15 protein-coding genes, 5 tRNA genes and 1 pseudogene are annotated in these 19,141 nt (G+C 42.7%); 5 read left to right on the top strand and 16 right to left on the bottom strand.

What is annotated here, in order from left to right; translation table 11 throughout:
• Positions 1 to 111: 111 nt before the first annotated feature.
• From NYE28_RS01170 to NYE28_RS01095, 16 genes and pseudogenes are all read right to left on the bottom strand, one after another.
• Complete coding sequence (locus NYE28_RS01170; protein ID WP_122503672.1) at positions 112 to 765, bottom strand: ABC-2 transporter permease; 654 nt, start codon at positions 763 to 765, stop codon at positions 112 to 114.
• A pseudogene (locus NYE28_RS01165) lies at positions 743 to 1,614 on the bottom strand (ABC transporter ATP-binding protein). The gene NYE28_RS01170 and the pseudogene NYE28_RS01165 overlap by 23 nt, the downstream one beginning before the upstream one ends.
• A 603-nt stretch (positions 1,615 to 2,217) precedes the next feature.
• The gene (locus NYE28_RS01160; protein WP_342490253.1) at positions 2,218 to 3,192 is read right to left on the bottom strand and encodes a TIR domain-containing protein; all 975 of its coding nucleotides are present in this window, start codon (positions 3,190 to 3,192) and stop codon (positions 2,218 to 2,220) included.
• Between the two features lie 15 nt (positions 3,193 to 3,207).
• Positions 3,208 to 4,203: a hypothetical protein gene (locus NYE28_RS01155; RefSeq protein WP_342490252.1), complete on the bottom strand. Its 996-nt coding sequence runs from the start codon at positions 4,201 to 4,203 to the stop codon at positions 3,208 to 3,210.
• An 89-nt stretch (positions 4,204 to 4,292) separates the two neighbouring features.
• Complete coding sequence (locus NYE28_RS01150; RefSeq protein WP_342490251.1) at positions 4,293 to 5,606, bottom strand: ATP-binding protein; 1,314 nt, start codon at positions 5,604 to 5,606, stop codon at positions 4,293 to 4,295.
• 703 nt (positions 5,607 to 6,309) lie between these two features.
• Positions 6,310 to 8,112: a glutamine--fructose-6-phosphate transaminase (isomerizing) gene (gene glmS, locus NYE28_RS01145; RefSeq protein ID WP_052826991.1), complete on the bottom strand. Its 1,803-nt coding sequence runs from the start codon at positions 8,110 to 8,112 to the stop codon at positions 6,310 to 6,312.
• A 431-nt stretch (positions 8,113 to 8,543) separates the two neighbouring features.
• Positions 8,544 to 9,890, bottom strand: a complete 1,347-nt coding sequence (glmM, locus tag NYE28_RS01140; protein ID WP_007408011.1) for a phosphoglucosamine mutase — start codon at positions 9,888 to 9,890, stop codon at positions 8,544 to 8,546.
• A gap of 17 nt (positions 9,891 to 9,907) precedes the next feature.
• Positions 9,908 to 11,347 (bottom strand): YbbR-like domain-containing protein, encoded by a 1,440-nt coding sequence (locus NYE28_RS01135; RefSeq protein ID WP_015239058.1) that lies wholly within the window; start codon positions 11,345 to 11,347, stop codon positions 9,908 to 9,910.
• The gene (gene cdaA, locus NYE28_RS01130; protein WP_003156763.1) at positions 11,340 to 12,161 is read right to left on the bottom strand and encodes a diadenylate cyclase CdaA; all 822 of its coding nucleotides are present in this window, start codon (positions 12,159 to 12,161) and stop codon (positions 11,340 to 11,342) included. Before cdaA ends, NYE28_RS01135 begins: the two co-directional genes overlap by 8 nt.
• Before the next feature lie 165 nt (positions 12,162 to 12,326).
• Positions 12,327 to 12,953 (bottom strand): anti-sigma-W factor RsiW, encoded by a 627-nt coding sequence (gene rsiW, locus NYE28_RS01125; protein ID WP_011996220.1) that lies wholly within the window; start codon positions 12,951 to 12,953, stop codon positions 12,327 to 12,329.
• A gap of 13 nt (positions 12,954 to 12,966) precedes the next feature.
• Positions 12,967 to 13,530, bottom strand: coding sequence for an RNA polymerase sigma factor SigW (sigW, locus tag NYE28_RS01120; RefSeq protein WP_003156766.1), 564 nt, complete (start codon positions 13,528 to 13,530; stop codon positions 12,967 to 12,969).
• Between the two features lie 230 nt (positions 13,531 to 13,760).
• Positions 13,761 to 13,832: transfer RNA gene (locus NYE28_RS01115), tRNA-Gln, on the bottom strand.
• Positions 13,833 to 13,836: 4 nt separating this feature from the next.
• Positions 13,837 to 13,921, bottom strand: a tRNA-Tyr gene (locus NYE28_RS01110).
• A gap of 19 nt (positions 13,922 to 13,940) precedes the next feature.
• Positions 13,941 to 14,013 (bottom strand) — tRNA-Thr (locus tag NYE28_RS01105).
• 5 nt (positions 14,014 to 14,018) lie between these two features.
• Positions 14,019 to 14,094, bottom strand: a tRNA-Val gene (locus tag NYE28_RS01100).
• Positions 14,095 to 14,097: 3 nt separating this feature from the next.
• Positions 14,098 to 14,169 (bottom strand) — tRNA-Glu (locus NYE28_RS01095).
• 180 nt (positions 14,170 to 14,349) lie between these two features.
• Between NYE28_RS01095 and NYE28_RS01090 the strand changes: the two genes are divergently transcribed.
• From NYE28_RS01090 to pbp4b, 5 genes are all read left to right on the top strand, one after another.
• Positions 14,350 to 14,802, top strand: a complete 453-nt coding sequence (locus tag NYE28_RS01090; protein WP_007408014.1) for a DUF523 domain-containing protein — start codon at positions 14,350 to 14,352, stop codon at positions 14,800 to 14,802.
• Positions 14,803 to 14,820: 18 nt separating this feature from the next.
• Entirely contained in the window at positions 14,821 to 15,297 is a 477-nt protein-coding gene (locus NYE28_RS01085) for a GNAT family N-acetyltransferase (RefSeq protein ID WP_015239057.1), read from the top strand.
• A 99-nt stretch (positions 15,298 to 15,396) separates the two neighbouring features.
• Complete coding sequence (gene murQ, locus NYE28_RS01080; protein ID WP_015416693.1) at positions 15,397 to 16,326, top strand: N-acetylmuramic acid 6-phosphate etherase; 930 nt, start codon at positions 15,397 to 15,399, stop codon at positions 16,324 to 16,326.
• Positions 16,327 to 16,454: 128 nt separating this feature from the next.
• On the top strand, positions 16,455 to 17,822 hold the full coding sequence (locus NYE28_RS01075) for a PTS transporter subunit EIIC (protein WP_015239055.1): 1,368 nt from the start codon (positions 16,455 to 16,457) through the stop codon (positions 17,820 to 17,822).
• A gap of 18 nt (positions 17,823 to 17,840) precedes the next feature.
• Positions 17,841 to 19,124 (top strand): penicillin binding protein PBP4B, encoded by a 1,284-nt coding sequence (gene pbp4b / locus NYE28_RS01070; protein WP_043021528.1) that lies wholly within the window; start codon positions 17,841 to 17,843, stop codon positions 19,122 to 19,124.
• Positions 19,125 to 19,141 lie beyond the last annotated feature (17 nt).

The following is a 19,141-nucleotide window of genomic DNA, read 5'->3' as shown; positions in this document are numbered from 1 at the left end:
AGAAGAACAGCCGCCCATTGGGCGGGCGGCTGCCTGCTTGGAGTTAAAGTGAATTTACGAGCCCGTGCCATCTTATCCTGTTGTCATAGCATAAAATCATTAAACACGCTGCTAAAATTCTTTTTTATGATATATAGCTGCGGCAATGAAAAATGAAATGATATATAAGATAACGCCGATCATGAGATATATAATCAGAACATATAAAGAAGGATTTATGTGCAAAAATGACAGCGGTACTTGTTCTGCTACATACCCAACGACACTTTGCAATCCAAAGGTAGCAAAAAGTCCCCCCATTGCCCCTCCAATTACAATAGCATCGGATTTTTCCGGGCCTATCATGTAGAGAAGAGGATAAACGATTGCACCGGCAAAGAGAACGATGAACGTTCCAAAAGAGACAATATTAAATATGCTGTCAATCGGTTCATCTGATCCCAGGCTGTATACAAAGAAAACACCATAAGATAGTACGGCTCCGAGCACAACAATCAAAAGATAAAAGAAATAGTGACTTTGAACAATATTTGTTCTGCTGACCGGTAAAGTCAGGACATACCTGTCATAGCCAGACTTGCTCTCATACTTTATAACCTCAAGTGCGGGCATGACGACAAACAAAATAATCAGCATAGCAACAAAACGATGCATTGAAGCATCCCCAAAATAAAAAATGACTGCTGATACCAATATGGCCAACCCCGTGTATGCAAAGAAACTTCGATAAACCAGGTAATAGTTAGTCAGTAACAGACCTCTCAATGTTTTCACTCCTCGTTAAAAAGACGCTGATTTCTTCTATGGAAATGGTGTTGGCCGTTACGCCATTCGGCAATTTCTGTTGATCCGATACAAGCACACTCCAATAAGATCCATGTTTCCTTTTTGCTAGAATGATATCTTCGTCAAGCTCAGCCAATTGGCCTTCATCAACGTCTATAACAGTATAGCTTTCAAGAACCTTATCTTTCTCTTCATTTAATAAAATTTCGCCATCTTTCATAATAATGATATGGCTGGCTATCTTCTCGACATCAGTCATAATGTGCGATGAAAGTAAAATACCGCCGTTGCTTTTACTCACAAAGCTTTTTAATTCATTTAACAGGTCATCTCTTGAAGAGGGATCAAGCCCTCCCGTTGCTTCATCCAGGAGTAATAATTGTGCATTATGCGACAAAGCAACAGCTACGGATAACTTCATTGACATGCCGCGCGAGAATGTATTCACTTTTTTGTCCATAGGTAAAGAGAAAGAATGAACCAACCGGTAAAAATGCTCTTGGTCCCAAGCGTCGAATAGTTTCTTAAATACATGATTCAGCTGCTTTATCGTAAGGTGCGCAGGAAGATTCATCGCATCAAATACGACCCCAATATCTTCTTTGAACTTTATATGTTTATCCAGATTCTCTTTACCAAAGATTTTCACTTTACCTCTATCCTGAGAGATTAATCCTAATATCGTTTTAAATGTTGTTGACTTGCCTGCGCCGTTATCACCGATAAAACCGACAATTGATCCGGCAGGCACATTGAATGTAACATCCTTTAAAGCAGTTTATGGCCAAAAGATTTGCTGATGTTTCTGATTTCTAAAAGGTTTGACATCATTCCACTCCTATCATTGTTGTCAGACTTTTTTTGAGAATTGAACCGGATTATTGCAAAAAATGTTGTTATTTTTATATCTAGTCGAGTATTCATAATGGATCAGGAGTCGACAAATACAAAAGGGATTTTAAAGTCTTAAGCATAATGTGAAATTGTAATCGATTGATTACATTTATATAATGGACTATTCATGATGAAAATTGCTGGAGGTGATTACTTTCCGATGAGGCATGCACAAAACAATTTACTAATGATTACATTTATGGATGTTAACCGGAATGCATCTCGTATTATAAAGCAGGTGTTAATCCTTTTCAATATATAAAAGGGGATTTCTTTACAATCGCAAAGAGTATGTATTTCTCATTTCCGCATTAAAAAAACCCCTCTGGCTAATAATGCAGCTTTCGAATAAAGTTCAATTAAAAGCATTTTGCAAACGTTGATTTTATAATAGAAGAAACCCACACATTTTGAACAAAGTTTGATCAAAATGCGTGGGTTTGATTTTTGTGTGGAGTTTGGTTTTATAAAAAAGATTGATATAAAATATCAATTTCCCACTATGTATATGGCATTAACTAAATTCAAAGCAATCATTTAGTTAACACTTTGGTTAATTTCTTTTATAAAAGCTGTATAGTCAGATGCTTTTATGTCACTTAAATTAGTATTGTTCCAATCACTTATATCAGATAAAAATTCACTGACGTTATTTGTGATACTCTTTATTCTTTTTAACTCCTGTAAAGGTTCAATCTTATTTGTATCTTGAGTTATTTTCTGAATCATTTCCGAGTATGCCTTCTCTTTCTCTTCCCAATAAGATATATATCCTATCCTTTGCTCAAAAGAATATATATTAGCTGCAATTGTAGTCGGTATCTCTGAAAGTGAAGGTACAAATTCTTTATCAGAATCTTTTAGTATAACTAATAACATTTTCTCTTTATATTCACGCGAACGCATAACTTCAGATATCTCATACATACAATTTACTGATTTTAAATATTGGTCACTAATAATACTAATAACAAAATCGTGTTTCCCAATAGTTTTCATGAAATCTTTAATACTATCTTTAAACTCAATGTTTCGAACATCTCTAGTCAAAGTATACCCCATATTTTTGAAATCATTATCAATTAAATCAGCAAACGCTACATCATTCCAACAATATGAAATAAATATCTTCTGGTTCTTCATCTGTTCAGCCACTCCACTATCACCAATTTTATAAATCGTTTTATTTACTGTTACTAATTCCTCTGCTTTATTAATAGAAATATAATATAGCCTAATGTCTTTTAAAGTAAAGTACTCACTTTTAATATTTATAATACCCTCTATCAAATTTTGAACTCTCTCCAAACCAAATCTAAAGGGAAAATTCTTTATTTCTAATCTTTTTCCATCATCTCGTATTCCAAAGACTATATCTCCACCGTTACTGTTCGAGTATGCAACAATTAATTTTGCTATTTCTTCATGACTCGCAATTGGGTGTATATATGTTGTATTCTGTCTATTATTTGTACTTATTTTGTTTTCAATATCTTTAATTGTTCTAAACACTAAAAAGTACCTCTCTTATAACTTAGTCAATGGAATTTTAGATATACCTGTTGTTTTAAGCAAATCACCTAAAGTAACCATTCGTTGTACTTCTCCATCATCCGTCCATAATTGATAGTTGACATCATCTAAAGCCTCTAATTCTTCATCATAATAAAATATTATTTTTTGATAATCACTTGGACGAATAATGATTCTAAAATCATTTCCGTTATACTTAGCCGGAAATACCGTATCAGAATACTTTTCATTCATCCATTCTTCTAAAGTTGCCGGAAGTGTATAATCTTTAAGTCTGCTTAAATACTTAAAAATATTTTCTGTACTTCTATGTAGTAATTTCTCAACATAGCGTTTCATTTCTTCGGATGAGGTAATAACATGTTTTAATTGATTGATAATATCTTCTTTACTCAGTTCAGAGTTAGTTACAATCTCCATTATTTTATCTCGATTATTAATAATTTCATCTAATTCTTCAAACTTAATGTTATTTTCCTCTATTTTTTCCGCTATTCTATATCTTCTCAGATTTTCTTCTGGAGAAGATAACATCATTCTCTTTGAATATAAATTCCCAAACCATTTTTTTGATTTTTCAGGATTTGATAGGAACCAATTAGTTAATCTATTAAATATTTTTTGGGTAGATTCATTTCTTTCTATCCTGTCAATAGTTTCCTCACTGAGAAGTTTTGATACTTTGAGCTCAATTTGATCAGAGCATATTTCATTAGTCTTAATTTTTTTGGGGTGTTCTTCGAAATAGTGTTCAAATGAAATAATATCTAGTTTCAATAACTGTCCTTCAATTTTCTCACCCAATAATGTTAAGATCTGTTTTAATTCTTGATCTATATTTTTATCAAGATAAATACAGGCGAACTGTACAAATTCATTAATTTGATTCGATACAAATGCCGATTTTACAACTTCATCAATACCTGCATCCTTAATCCAAAGAGAAAAAAATGCATTTAACCACTCTGCATATAGAGTCTTATCATTCAAACAAGCAACTAATTTATCAATATTTGAATCTTCAAAAATATCGTTTATCCAAGAGAATCCAGCATTCTCTCCAAAAACCTCCGCCCAGCCTAAGTAAGTATCTTTAGTTGGTATCGATACTCCGTTATAATTAGATAAAACATCCCAAAGTAAGTCCTTATGTGTGCTTTTTTTGTTTTTGGTATGCCTATTGCTACGTTACCATTATTATCCTTAAATGCTAATCGTTTCAAATCTTCCAAATGATTATGGATAGGAACAATTGGACTCTTCTCAATATGCTCTTTAATTTCTTTATAGCTATAAGCCTGAATATTTGATGAAGTAGAGGGTTTTAAAATGCAAATATTAAATTCATTTCTTGTCCTTTTACTTTCTGAACAATAATCTATTAATTCCTTGTATAAAGAGACAGCTACCTTTATTAATTCATTATTTACTGGATTGCTATCTCTAATAGCATTTCTGTCCCTTTCTACTTCAAATAATCCTGAATTAACTACTATAGGAAAACTAAATTTTTCAGTTCCTAATAGAGGAAATTCACAAAAGACCCTTGGCATGGCATCAGGAATTGGTAAGAAATATAATTTCTTGTCTTTACGTTCAATAGCACAACCAATAGTTACATTATTTTCATTTAATATTAGCAACTCTTTAATACTATCAGAAACGTTAATTTGAACAGCTTTTAGCTTGTTATTTGAACGTGAAGTTTCTACTTTCTCCTTTTTGTAACAATCACCATTGTATGTAATAGAGTTGATATTCTTATTAAAAGTTAATACATAAGGAATAGTCTCTTTTAAATCTTCTATCCCTTCCTCTACTGCTTCTTTTATGTCATCATCCTGTATTAAATAAACGAATTTTGTATCCTCATACTCTTCTTGTAATTCCTCTTGATTTCTGCTTACAAGATCTAATTGTTCTAGCATAATTTTTGTTTTATTCTTAATATCGCTATAATCATCTCCTGACCTATCAACAATGAACTCAAATTTTGTATACCTACTATCTTCTTGGCTAAACGACCCTTCAATTCGTACAACCTCTGATAATAAATGAGTCGACATAAAACCTGTTCCAAATTTTCCTGTTTTCTTTTCTTCTGAACTTTGCTTAGATGAGATTTGTGTGATTAAATCTAATAAATTTTCATACGAAAATGGCAGTCCATTATGACTAAATATGATTTGATTATTAGAGTAATCAATTTTTATATCTATTTTCTTACCTTTAGGTGTACAGTCTGATGCATTTTGAATTAGTTCCCATATCCATCTACGCCTAATAGTCTTTTTTTCTATTTCTGAAGACTCTCTTATCTTTTTCAATTCATCCCAAATTGTATTAGAACTCGCATCTAAAACTTTATTTAATAAAACCTCTTCATTAGACATAGTAATAATCAAACCTCTTTTTCCCTGTATTTTTCTGAATTCCCGGGTATTAATTTCTTTTTATTTTCGGCATTATAAGATTTGAGGAGCCTTCTATATTATTCATTTAAATATCCTTTACGAATTCTCCAACTCTCTTGATTTAAGTAAAGATGATAATATTACCTAGATCTCGAATGGGTTTAAAACTACTTCAAAAACATTAACTGATATTTCTCAGTATATTGATTTTGTACAACCTTCTAACCAATATTTATTCGTCTCCCTAAGCCTTTATCATAACAATGTGTTCTTTTGTTTTAAGAACTGTATGATGGTTTATTTCTAACTCATCTGCAACCTTTCATTGATAATATAATCTAATGATTATCTTGTATGCTAATATTATTTTCTAAATATTCAGTTAAATGTTATAATTATTGTTTTATATCAGATAGAAGGCTCCTACTATCTTCCTTATTCAATTTATTATAAACGATGAGCATCCTTATTGTAGTTAACACTTGAATGTTTAGCTCCAGTTTATGTATTTTTTAGCTCCTATACCTTTTTCAATCAATTTTTCTACTTAGTTTTCTGTTTAGACATGAAAATACCCCTTTAGATGAGTATATCTAAAGGGGTAGAACGGTGCAACTTTTTCCAGGAACAATACAAACTTTGAATTTAAAACAACATACTGTTTTCTTTCCTTGTCAAATCCTTATTCCACAGTCACACTCTTCGCAAGGTTGCGCGGTTTATCAACATCACAGCCGCGGTGCAGTGCAGCGTAGTAAGCGATCAGCTGCAATGGCACAACAGATACCAGCGGAGCAAGCGCAGGGTTGACTTCCGGCAGGATGAATCTGTCGTCTGCGTCTTCTAAGCCTTTCAGCGAGATGATGCAAGTGTTGGCGCCGCGGGCTGCGACTTCCTTCACGTTTCCGCGGATGCTCAGGTTGACGTGTTCTTGTGTCGCCAGCGCAAAGACCGGTGTTCCTTCTTCAATCAGAGCGATTGTTCCGTGCTTCAGCTCGCCGCCGGCGAAGCCTTCCGCCTGGATGTAAGAAATCTCTTTCAGCTTCAGGGCGCCTTCGACACATACGAAGTAGTCGAGGCCGCGGCCGATGAAGAAAGCGTTTCTTGAAACAGTCAGGTACTCACGCGCGATCATTTCCATTTCGTCCTTCTGGTCGCAGAGGGCTTCCATGGCGTTTGCCGCGATACCTAATTCTTTGACTAAATCAAAACCGATATCAACGCCGTTACGTTCTGCTGCAACGGATGCAACGATCGCAAGCACGGCAATCTGAGCCGTATACGCTTTTGTTGATGCAACAGCGATCTCAGGGCCTGCGTGCAGAAGCAATGTGTAATCCGCTTCACGGGAAAGCGTTGATCCCGGAACGTTTGTAATTGTCAGCGCTTTGTGACCCAGCGCTTTGACTTGAACAAGCACGGCGCGGCTGTCCGCTGTTTCTCCGCTTTGAGAAAGGAAGATAAAGAGCGGCTTCTTAGACAGAAGCGGCATGTTATAAGAGAATTCACTCGCTACATGCACTTCAACCGGTACGTTTGCCCACATTTCAATATATTGTTTCCCGACAAGACCGGCATGGTAGCTCGTTCCGCAAGCCACGATATAAATGCGGTCCGCTTCCGCCACGGCGTCAGCGACATCGCCGGCCACGGCCAGTCTGCCGTTTTCGTCCTGATACGTTTGGATGATTTTGCGCATAACAAGCGGCTGCTCATCCGTTTCTTTTAACATGTAGTGAGGGTATGTGCCTTTTTCGATATCACTGGCGTCAAGCTCAGCGATATAAGACGCACGTGTCATGACTTCACCGTCAAGGTTTTTAATCACGGCTTCGTCTTTTGTCACGATCACCATTTCTTTGTCCAAAAGCTCAACGTATTCATTCGTTACTTGAAGCATAGCCATCGCGTCAGATGCCACGACGTTAAACGTATCTCCAAGGCCGATTAACAGAGGGCTTTTGTTTTTTGCAACGTAAATGGTGTCTGTGTTTTCACCGTCAAATAATGCAATTGCGTAAGAGCCTTTTAACAGAGTCAGTGTTTTGCGGAACGCTTCTTCTGTGCTAAGTCCTCCCGCCACAAATTGCTCGATCATTTGAACGACTACTTCAGTGTCCGTGTCGCTTTTCAGTTCAACGTTTTCAAGATATTCGCGCTTCAGCTGAACATAGTTCTCGATCACACCGTTGTGAACAAGTGTAAAGCGGCCGAGTGCGCTTTGATGCGGATGAGCGTTCAGGAAGCTTGGTTCGCCGTGAGTCGCCCAGCGTGTATGGCCGATTCCCGCTTGAGATTCAACCGAGTGATCTACCACTTCACGAAGGTCGGCGATGCGGCCTTTTTCTTTGTACACATGCACGCCCTGCTCATTCGCCACAGCGATACCGGCAGAGTCATAACCGCGGTACTCAAGCTTCTCTAATCCTTTTAACAAAATCTCTTTCGCATCAAGCTGACCGATGTAACCTACAATTCCACACATATTTTCTTCCTCCTAAAGGTGCAAAAGGAGACGAAGAAAGTCAAATTACAAGGGGACTTTCAATCGTCCCCTCCCACATGTTTTTTTGGAAGATCATGTGATTTCTCTTTGTTCGGAGAGTCGCCCCTCCGGTTTGAAGAAATCCTTACGGCTGTGATCTAAATGAATCAGCCGGGAGGCATCCGCCGAAAATTCGATAACCTCCATCCTCGTCAACTAAGCCGTTTTTCGGGCGCTTAGTTCGGGCGCTGTAATTATAAAAGATGCAAACAATCCCGCCTTTCCTGCAAGTGAAAAACAAAGGCTGAACAAGCTTGATTTTACAGCATGTGCCAAGGACGGTCAATTATTTTTTGCCGCCCCGGCATCATGTTTACTATCATATTATGCTGATCGCACTTGTCTTGTTCGCTCTCTGCTTATAAACTTCGCTACTCCGCTCCCATTTCTGTCCGCACGACATCCACGATTTTTGTGACATATTCGTCACAAAGCTCTTTTGTTCTCGCTTCAGCCATCACGCGGACGAGCGGTTCGGTGCCTGACGGGCGCACTAAAATCCGGCCGTCTCCGTTCATTTCTTTTTCCACTTCAGAAATAACGGCCTTCACCTTAGCGTTTTCTTCTACCTTATATTTATCCGTCACTTTCACGTTCACTAAGAGCTGCGGGAATTTTTTCATTTCATCCGCAAGTTCTGAAAGGGTTTTGCCGGACGCCTTCAGCGTATTCACAAGCATGATCGCGGACAAAAGACCGTCGCCGGTAGTGTTGTAATCAAGGAAAATAAGGTGCCCTGACTGCTCGCCGCCGACATTATAGCCGTCTTTTTTCATTGCTTCTACGACATAGCGGTCGCCGACTGCCGTTTGAACGCTTTTGATTTCTTCTTTTTCAAGCGCTTTGTAAAAACCGAGGTTGCTCATCACAGTCGATACGACGGTATCATCCTTCAGACGGCCCTCTGATTTCAAATACTTCGCGCATATGTACATAATCTGATCACCGTCGACGATGTTTCCTTTTTCATCAACAGCAATGAGGCGGTCGCCGTCTCCGTCAAACGCAAGGCCGATATCGGCGTTTTTTTCTTTGACGAAAGCACTCAGCGCTTCCGGGTGTGTAGACCCGACGCCATCATTAATGTTTAATCCGTTCGGAGACGTCCCCATTGTAGATACGTCAGCATCGAGATCGGCAAAAAGGTGCGTCGCAATGGATGATGTCGCACCATGGGCGCAGTCAAGCGCTACATGAATGCCTGTGAAATCTTCGTCCGCCGTCTGCTTTAAAAATTGCAGATACTTTTGAACGCCTTCAAAATAATCGTTTACAAGCCCGAGGTCCGCGCCTGTCGGTCTCGGCAGCTTATCTTCCGGTTCATCCATGAGACGTTCAATCTCGGCCTCCTGCTCATCAGAAAGCTTAAAGCCGTCCCCTCCGAAAAATTTAATTCCGTTATCCTGTACGGGGTTGTGAGAAGCGGAGATCATGACGCCCGCCTCAGCATCCATGGCTTTCGTTAAATAGGATACCCCCGGCGTAGAAATAACGCCGAGGCGCATCACTTCAGCTCCGATCGATAAAAGTCCGGCGACAAGGGCTCCCTCCAGCATATGTCCGGAGATACGTGTATCACGGCCGATCAGCACTTTCGGGCGCTGCTTATCTTTGGTCAGGACATAACCGCCAAAACGCCCAACTTTAAAGGCCAGCTCTGGCGTAAGCTCGCTGTTGGCAACACCTCTTACACCATCTGTTCCAAAATACTTGCCCATTTTGTATCGCTCCTTTTTCATTCTGTTGAAGAAGAATCAGCGCTTGATCCGTCTTCATCCTGGTCTTGATTTTGATCCTGGTTTTGACTTTTATTCTGATCGCTGTCAGTGTCGTCTTCCCGGTTCTTGTTCTTGTCTTTGTCTGCGTCTCCGCTTGTGCCGTTCTTATTGCCGGAATCAGCGGAGCCGCCGTCATTTTTATTTGAACTTGTGTTTTTCTTAGAAGTCAGCTTGATCTTAACCGTGTCTTTTGACAGGGACCATGTGACGTTTTGCGGGCCGTTTACTTCAAGCTTTACAGAGTGCTCTCCGTCATCCAGGTCCGAGACATTGGCATACAGTTCAATGTCCGACTTTTTCAGCGCCTTAATGTTGGCGGGAGAGCCTTTGGCCGTAATATTTATCGCCTGCGATTCAGGATCGAGAAACTCAATCTGCTGTGAGCCTCCCAGTCCGACCGTCTTGATTCCGACATTGTCAAAATCCTTTTTGTCTTCACTGTCCACTTTAACATGAAGCGTGATTTTTTCCGGTGATACCTTGGTGACACCCTTAGGAAGCGGGATATCGGCATTGATATCGGTATCTTTATCAATTTTGCCTAAATCAAGAGATACGCCGTCAATAAATTCAAGTGAATCCAGCACATCCTGCGGGCCGTAAACCGTCACCTCACTCGGATTCGAGTCAATGCTCGCAACGCTCACCCCGTCCGGAAGACTACCCTTCCTTTCGATTTTGAAAGGAAGCTTTTTGCTCGGACTGGCTACGGGAACCGTCACTTTAATGACTGACGGTTCAACATCAACAGGAAGTGCGTTGCCGTCTTTGTCATAGACGGTCACCTTCACTTCCTTTTCAATGGTCTCATTTGCATTTTCTAGGTTCACGGATGCTTTGACAAGTGAAATGTTATCAATCACATTTTTCGAACCTGTAATCTGCACGTTTTTCGGGCTGATAATCGGCTGCTGAGGGGTATATCCCTTTTTCATTTTGCTTTTATTGTAGTATTCAACTTCCACGGGAAAACTCTCAGCCGTTTTTTCCTGAATCGTAACCGTCGTGACTGACGGGTTAATGGAGATCGTCAGTCCGTCCGATACGTTTTTCGCCTTCAATTCGACCTTATGAGTCCCGGTCTTCAGCTTATTCATATCGGCGTATATCTCAAAATTCTTCGTCTGTCTCGCCTTTTTCACCGCGCTTGTCGAGCCTTTAATCGTGACATTTACGGTCTGGGGCACGCCGGTGACGACATAGTTCGCTTCATCATAGTATGCTTTTACAGGAATATCAGTAAGCGTAGCCTCGTCAGTCGTTGATGTCGGAAAAAAAGATTCCCCCGGCTTTTTCGGAGTCGGCGCCTGGTTGTTGTTAACCGCAACGTAAAGCAGCAGCGCAAAGAGCAATGCAATGATCTTTACAGCCCAGCGGTTGTTTAAGAATTTATCCATTTTTCTTGCCCCTCCAGTACCAGCGGTTAGAAGAAGTATCTCTGGCGTTTTTCTTAAACTCGGCTTCAAGCATTTCTTTCAGTGCTTCTTCCGTCAATTCTCTATGAAGGTCTCCGTTTTTGGCCACACTGATGGCGCCCGTCTCTTCAGATACAATAATGGTTAAGCTGTCCGTCACTTCACTGATGCCGACAGCCGCTCTGTGACGCGTCCCCAGCTCCTTTGAAATAAACGGGCTTTCAGAAAGCGGCAGATAACAGGCAGCCGCCGCAATCTCGTTATTTTTCATAATGACCGCTCCATCATGCAGCGGTGTATTCGGGATGAAGATATTAATCAAAAGCTCCGAGCTGACCTGCGCATTAAGCGGGATGCCCGTCTCAATATAATCGCCCATTCCCGTATCGCGCTCAATGGCGATGAGTGCGCCGATGCGGCGTTTCGCCATGTAGCTGATCGATTTTGTAATCGCTTCAATTGTCTTATGCTGCGCTTCCTCCACGGGGGTTCCGCTCCTGGAAAAGAACCGGCCCCGTCCGAGCTGTTCAAGCGCCCGTCTCAGCTCAGGCTGGAATATAATGATGATCGCTAAAAATCCCCATGTTATCGCTTGGTCCATCAGCCACTGAAGCGTGCTGAGTCCCAAATATGAACTGGCCATCCGAACCAATACGATGACGACGATTCCTTTTAAAAGCTGAACCGCCTTCGTCCCGCGTATGACCATGATTAATTTATATATCACATACCAAACAAGGAGAATATCAACGGCATTGCCGAGGTATTGCAAAAATGGGATGTCCTCAAAAGCCATTTCCTCGTCCTCCAAGAATTCAGTCATTTCGTTTTTCTGTTATGAATTGTGCTGCATGAGCAATATGTACATCATATAGCGTGCTCATTATACCACATTTTGATTTCTCAAGTGAAATGAGCCAGAGCGGCGATGCACAAAAAAAGAGTAAAGCGATTATACGCTTTACTCATCTTCACTCGGGTCCAAAGCGCTCACGACGCCCTGGCCCGCCGATTTCAGTTCGTACCAGACCCAGTCAAACAATTGGTTAATCTCTTCAATCTGCCCGGTGACTTGTCCGGCTGAGGCCATGTATTTTTCTCCGTTGACGACGGTCACATTGCCGTCGACTTTTCCTTCAATGAACAGCTTGCCGTTTTTTACTGTAACATCGCCCTTTACGGTCTCGCCTTCAGGGACGGTGACCGTGTGATTCTGCACGACAAGGTTCGGCTGTTTGGACACACTGAAATTGTGGTCATTATGCCAGCTGTTGAAAAAACCGCCGCCCATTAAAATCACAAAAACTGCTGCGGCTGCAATCATCGGATGAGTTTTGATCCATCGTTTTACAGAAGCGCGTTTTTTCTCTTTTGGAAGATTCGCCATAACTTTGGCAGTAAAATCAGCAGGGGCCGTGACATGCGATGTGCTTCGGACGAGTGCTACGGATTTCTCCATTTCATGAAAATGCCGTTTGCAATTCCCGCATGACTGCAAATGTTGTTTTAATACGTTTTCATCTTCAGGAAGGATATCTCCATCAAGATGCTTATGCATAAGCTGCACGATCTGTTCAGGACAGCTCATTTCATCACCCCACTTAAAGATCCCTCAATTGTTTTCTAAGAGCCTCTCTGCCTCTGTGTATCCTTGTCTTGACGGTGCCGACAGGGATATTCAGAATCTCCCCGATTTCAATTAAAGAGAGTTCGTCAATATACTTTAATACAATAACCGTTCTGTACTTGTCAGGCAGCTTTAAAATCTTTTTCTGAATTGTGTCCGACAGCTCCAATGACAATACGGCGTCTTCAGGGAGAACCCCGTCCGCGGCGATCTGCGAATACATCGTCAGCCCTTCTGCTCCCGCTACTTCTGCGTCCAGATAGTAATCAGGCTTTTTCTTGCGGATGCGGTCAATGGTCAGGTTGGTCGCAATTCTGTAAAGCCACGTTGAAAACTTTCTGTTGATATCGAAACTGTCGATATTGACATACGCTCTGATAAAAGCTTCCTGCGCAATATCTTCCGCTTCGTGAACATTGCCGAGCATGCGGTAGCAAAGCTGGTAAATCTTATCTTTATAAAGGTCAACGATTTCTGCAAACGCATTTTGATCGCCTTTTTTGACTTGCTTGATTCTTTTTTTAATCAGGTTTTCCATGTTTTATCTTACCTCTGCCCTTCACCGGTCTGTATCTATACGTTGATTGTTTTAAAAGGTTTCATTTTTTTATTACATTTATTTTACCAAATTTCAGGCAGGGTGTAGATGGAAAATACAGAATATACTGCCTTAACAGCAGCTTAAAAATAGTATATCTGATGAACAATCAGAAATCGAAACAAAATGCTGATAAAAAAAAGACACCTTTATGCAAAAGGTGTCTGAGACTGGGCTAGCTGGATTCGAACCAACGCATGACGGAGTCAAAGTCCGTTGCCTTACCGCTTGGCTATAGCCCAAAAATGGTGGAGGGGGGCAGATTCGAACTGCCGAACCCTGAGGGAGCGGATTTACAGTCCGCCGCGTTTAGCCACTTCGCTACCCCTCCGTATTTTTTTGAAAAACAGTGCCGGCCAGAGGACTTGAACCCCCAACCTACTGATTACAAGTCAGTTGCTCTACCAATTGAGCTAGGCCGGCAAATATGGTGGAGGATGACGGGCTCGAACCGCCGACCCTCTGCTTGTAAGGCAGATGCTCTCCCAGCTGAGCTAATCCTCCATATGACCCGTACGGGATTCGAACCCGTGTTACCGCCGTGAAAGGGCGGTGTCTTAACCGCTTGACCAACGGGCCGTTGTGTCCGCGTCGAGCTGACAAAAGTTATTATATACAGGTTGTACCCCATTTGTAAAGAGAAAAATTATTTTTTTTATTTTCAAACTTTTTTACCCGTTTTTTAACTGAAAAACTCATCCCTCCTCTCTTATTTCATTTATGATGAAAGTATCAAAATATTGAAGGGAATGGACACAGATGATCTTAGTCAGCTCTTGTCTCGGCGGTATCGAATGCAGGTATAACGGCTCTCACGCCGCTTCGGAAAAAATCCGCAGACTCGTAGAAGAAAAGAAAGCTGTTATGGTCTGCCCCGAACTTTTGGGCGGCTTCACCACTCCCCGCGAACCGGCGGAAATCATCGGCGGCACGGGCGAAGACGTGCTGAACGGAACAGCAAGAATCGTAACGGCATCAGGCGAAGACGTTACGGCTTTATATATGGACGGCGCGGAAAAAACATTAGCATACGCAAAAGAAATAGGCGCCGCAACGGTCATCCTTAAAGAAAACAGTCCGTCCTGCGGCAGCAGCTTTATCTATGACGGCACTTTCTCAGGAAAAAAAATAATCGGAGACGGCATCACTTCCGCTCTTTTAAAACGGGCAGGCTGCCGTGTTCTATCAGAAGATGAATTGGATCAATTATAAAAAAGGAGAGTAGATATCATGGATGTAGCCCTGTCCTTTTATAAACCGGAGCATGCAGACGGACTGAACGGGTTTGTGCTGAGTGAAGAAGATAAAAAGTTCACAGCTCTCCCGAAGGATGTCCTGCCGCAGGCTCTCGTCATCCGGGATCGCTACCCGACAGTCATTTTAAAAGAAGACCGCCCCGTCGGTTTTTTTATTTTACATACCTCAAAAGAAACCATTGCCCCGTATTCGAATAATGTGTCTGCCATTTTGCTGAGTGCGCTGTCCTTACATGCGCCGCATCAGGGAAAAGGTTATGCCAAACAAGCGATGCTGCAGCTCCCCGCTTTTGTCGCAAATTACTTTCCTTGGTGTGATGAAATCGTGCTTGCTGTAAACCATCGCAATCATCGTGCAAAGAACCTGTACCGGTCTTCCGGTTTTATTGATAAAGGTCGTCGCAGGATCGGCCCCATCGGTGAACAGCACATTCTGCATCATTTTTTGTGAAAGCGCTTGATTATTCATCTCATCCCTGCCGATTTTTCTTGAAACATCTATTCAGAAGCCCATATACTTCAAGTATTAACGACTTGGGAGGGTACAATCATGACAGACCGGCTTAACATTCACAGATTGACCACAGAAACCAGAAATCCGCAGACCGCTTCAATCCATCAAGCAGACACGATGGAAATTCTCCGCATCATTAACGAAGAGGATTTCAAAGTGGCTGAAGCCGTTCAGCAGGTGCTGCCCGATATTCAGATTGCCGTTCAATTCGCCCATCAATCATTACGGCGAAACGGCAGGCTGATTTATGCGGGAGCGGGCACAAGCGGCAGACTCGGTGTACTGGATGCGGTTGAATGCCCGCCTACATACAGCGTAAGTCCCGACACCGTCATCGGTCTGATGGCCGGAGGAGCAGACGCCTTTTTGCAAGCGGCTGAAGGTATAGAAGACAGCGAGGAAACCGGCGCTCTCGATCTCAAAACGATTGGGCTTACCGCAGAAGACACCGTAATCGCCATCGCGGCAAGCGGGCGCACGCCGTATGCGGCCGGTGCGCTGAAATACGCAAAAACAATCGGCGCCAAAACCGTCGCGCTCACATGCAATAAACACTCATTGATCAGCACTTATGCCGATCACAGCATTGAAGTCGTCGTCGGCCCCGAAGTGATTACAGGGTCAACACGAATGAAAGCGGCGACGGCACATAAAATGATTCTGAACATGATTTCCACGGCCGTGATGATCAAAAGCGGCAAAGTGTACGAAAATTTAATGGTGGACGTTCATGTCAGCAACGAAAAATTGAAAGAACGCGCAATCGGCATTATCCAAAGCATCACGGGCGTTCCGTACGACAAGGCAAAAGAAACGCTTGAGGCCGCAGGCAGCCATGTCAAAACGGCAATCGTCATGCTGAAGACGAATTCAGACGAAACACACGCGAAGGCACTGCTCAAAGAAGCAGACGGCTTCATTGACAAAGCCATTGAACAGCACGTTTCAAAGGAAAAAGAACGCTGATCGTTCTTTGGTGAAAAATAATGTGCTTTTACGAGCCCGCGCCGTTTTCATGATCGGCGCAGGCGCTTTTAGGACGCGTTTCAGGCACAGCTCCCCGGGAAAAATCGTACGGACAAAGGAGGATCTCCATGAGCAAAGAGGCATTTTATCAGTCACTGGCCAAAGATATCCTGGACAATTGCGGCGGTTCATCGAATATTTCAGGCTTTACCCACTGTATGACACGCCTGAGGATTACACCTTTAGATCAGGACAAAACGGATATTGAAGCGCTGAAACGGCTTGACGGGGTAATAGGCGTCGTCGAAGCCGAAACACTGCAGATCATTCTCGGCACGGGTGTCGTCAATCATGTCGCTGACGCTTTCGCAAAACTTATGTCATCCGGAAAAAACATTGATTTAAAAGAAGCCGCCTCACGGAAAAAAGCCGATCTCAACAGAAAAAACACCACACCCATCACACTGTTTCTGAGAAAAATATCAAGCATCTTCATTCCCCTTATTCCCGCACTCATTGCATCAGGTTTAATCACCGGTATTACGAAAGCCGTCATTCAGGCCGGCTGGCTCCCGAAAGAATCCCAAATCGCACTTATTTTAACGGTTATCGGTTCAGGCTTATTCGCTTACCTCGGCGTCCTTGTCGGCATCAATGCGGCGAAGGAATTCGGCGGGACACCTGCGATGGGCGGCCTTGCGGGCATATTGATCCTTAACCCTGAGATCGCCAATATCAGTTTGTTCGGAGAGAATCTGCTCCCTGGCAGGGGAGGATTAATCGGCGTTCTTTTCGCTGCGGTTTTTATCGCTTATACCGAACGGTTTATCAGAAAGTACGTCCATCAATCCATCGACATTATCGTCACGCCTACATTGTCTTTACTTATCACCGGGCTGGTGACATATGTCGTTTTTATCCCTGCAGGCGGTTTTATTTCTGATCTGATTACATCAGGTTTATTGTCGCTGCTGAATGTCGGGGGAGTGCTCTCAGGGTTTGTACTGGGAGCCGCCTTCCTGCCGCTTGTCGTCACCGGCCTGCATCAGGGCTTGACTCCCGTACATTTGGAATTAATCCGATCAATCGGAGATGACCCGCTTCTTCCGATTCTCGCGATGGGAGGCGCGGGTCAAGTAGGGGCGGCCTTCGCCATCTTTATGAAAACAAAAAAAGCCTCATTGAAAAGAGCGATCGGCGGAGGACTTCCATCCGGTCTGCTCGGAATTGGAGAGCCGCTCATCTTCGGCGTCACGCTCCCTCTCGGCCGGCCGTTTTTGACGGCGTGTTTAGGGGCGGGAATCGGCGGCGCCTTTCAAGCCCATTTTCAGGTGGCTACTTTTTCAATCGGTGTCTCCGGCCTTCCGCTCTCGTTTCTCGTACAGCCGGCTCAAATCGTTTTGTATATCATCGGTCTCTTCATCTCTTACGCGGCGGGCTTTGTCTTCACTTATGCGTTCGGATTTAAGGATGACATGGCTGCTGAATTTGAATAAACCGGGAGGGATCAGAATATGAAAACACTGACAGCCGCCATACTCACAATGGTCATCAGCCTCTCTTTTCTGCCGCAGCACAAAGCCGAAGCCCAATCCAAATTATACGACGCAGCAAAGCTCAGAAAGGTTGATCAAATGATTGAAAAAGACATCGCAGCAGGATTCCCCGGAGCCGTCCTCGTCGTCGTAAAGGACGGACGGGTGATCAAAAAGAAAGCATACGGCTACAGCAAAAAATATGACGGGAACACCCTTTTATCCCGTCCGAAAAAAATGAAAACATCAACCATGTTTGATCTAGCTTCCAATACAAAAATGTACGCGGCGAATTTTGCATTACAGCGACTCGTCAGCCAGGGAAAGCTTGATGTGTATCAAAAAGTCTCGGCTTACCTTCCTGATTTCAAAGACAGAAAAAGCGATCCGATTCAAGAAAAAGACCGCATTCGCGTCATCGATGTGCTCCAGCATCAATCCGGTCTGCCGGCAAGCTTTTATTTCTATCAGCCGGACACCGCAGGCCCTTTGTATTCACAAGAACGGGATAAAACGATCCGTTTTCTCACCCAAATCCCGCTTGAATACAAACCGGGAACAAAACACGTATACAGCGATATCGGTTACATGCTTCTCGGCTGCATCATTGAAAACATAACCGGAAAAACCCTTGATGCCTATGCGGAACAAGAACTGTACAAACCGCTGAAACTGACGCACACACTGTTCAACCCGCTGCAAAAAGGCTTTAAAGAAAAAGCATTCGCAGCTACTGAACGTTTAGGCAACACACGTGACGGAGTCATCCATTTTCCTCACATCAGGACGTATACGCTGCAGGGGGAAGTTCACGATGAAAAAGCATTTTACTCAATGGGAGGGGTGTCCGGTCACGCCGGGCTGTTTTCCAGAGCTGATGATATGGCCGTCCTTCTTCAAGTCATGCTGAACGGAGGCAGTTATAAACACGTTTCTCTCTTCAATAAAAGAACGGCCGATTTGTTCACAACGGCGGCATCCTCTGATCCGACTTTCGCTCTCGGCTGGCGGAAAAACGGCAGCCCGGATATGGAGTGGATGTTCGGCCCTTATGCAAGCAGGCAGGCATATGGCCATACGGGATGGACCGGCACCGTCACGATTATTGATCCCGCTTATAAGCTGGGGATCGCACTTTTAACCAATAAAAAGCATTCCCCCGTCGTCAGTCCCGGTGAAAACCCGAATGTTTTTGAAGGGGATCTTTTTCCGACCGGAAGCTACGGCAGCGTCATAAAAACGATTTATGAAGCCATTGAATGACAACCCATGTCTTTTGT

This window comes from Bacillus sp. FSL R5-0443 (assembly GCF_038608285.1).
Classification (GTDB): domain Bacteria; phylum Bacillota; class Bacilli; order Bacillales; family Bacillaceae; genus Bacillus; species Bacillus velezensis.
Note: the sequence above shows the minus strand (reverse complement) of the source record. Positions and strands in the feature narration are given on the sequence as shown.

Bases quoted from the DNA above. Each gene is read 5' to 3' on its own strand.
- cdaA (WP_003156763.1), bottom strand. From the start codon at position 12,161: ATGGCTTTTGAGGACATCCCATTTTTGCAATACCTCGGCAATGCCGTT.
- murQ (WP_015416693.1), top strand. From the start codon at position 15,397: ATGACAGACCGGCTTAACATTCACAGATTGACCACAGAAACCAGAAAT.
- sigW (WP_003156766.1), bottom strand. From the start codon at position 13,530: ATGGAAAACCTGATTAAAAAAAGAATCAAGCAAGTCAAAAAAGGCGAT.
- rsiW (WP_011996220.1), bottom strand. From the start codon at position 12,953: ATGAGCTGTCCTGAACAGATCGTGCAGCTTATGCATAAGCATCTTGAT.
- NYE28_RS01090 (WP_007408014.1), top strand. From the start codon at position 14,350: ATGATCTTAGTCAGCTCTTGTCTCGGCGGTATCGAATGCAGGTATAAC.
- NYE28_RS01085 (WP_015239057.1), top strand. From the start codon at position 14,821: ATGGATGTAGCCCTGTCCTTTTATAAACCGGAGCATGCAGACGGACTG.
- NYE28_RS01075 (WP_015239055.1), top strand. From the start codon at position 16,455: ATGAGCAAAGAGGCATTTTATCAGTCACTGGCCAAAGATATCCTGGAC.
- glmM (WP_007408011.1), bottom strand. From the start codon at position 9,890: ATGGGCAAGTATTTTGGAACAGATGGTGTAAGAGGTGTTGCCAACAGC.
- glmS (WP_052826991.1), bottom strand. From the start codon at position 8,112: ATGTGTGGAATTGTAGGTTACATCGGTCAGCTTGATGCGAAAGAGATT.
- NYE28_RS01135 (WP_015239058.1), bottom strand. From the start codon at position 11,347: ATGGATAAATTCTTAAACAACCGCTGGGCTGTAAAGATCATTGCATTG.
- pbp4b (WP_043021528.1), top strand. From the start codon at position 17,841: ATGAAAACACTGACAGCCGCCATACTCACAATGGTCATCAGCCTCTCT.
- NYE28_RS01150 (WP_342490251.1), bottom strand. From the start codon at position 5,606: ATGTCTAATGAAGAGGTTTTATTAAATAAAGTTTTAGATGCGAGTTCT.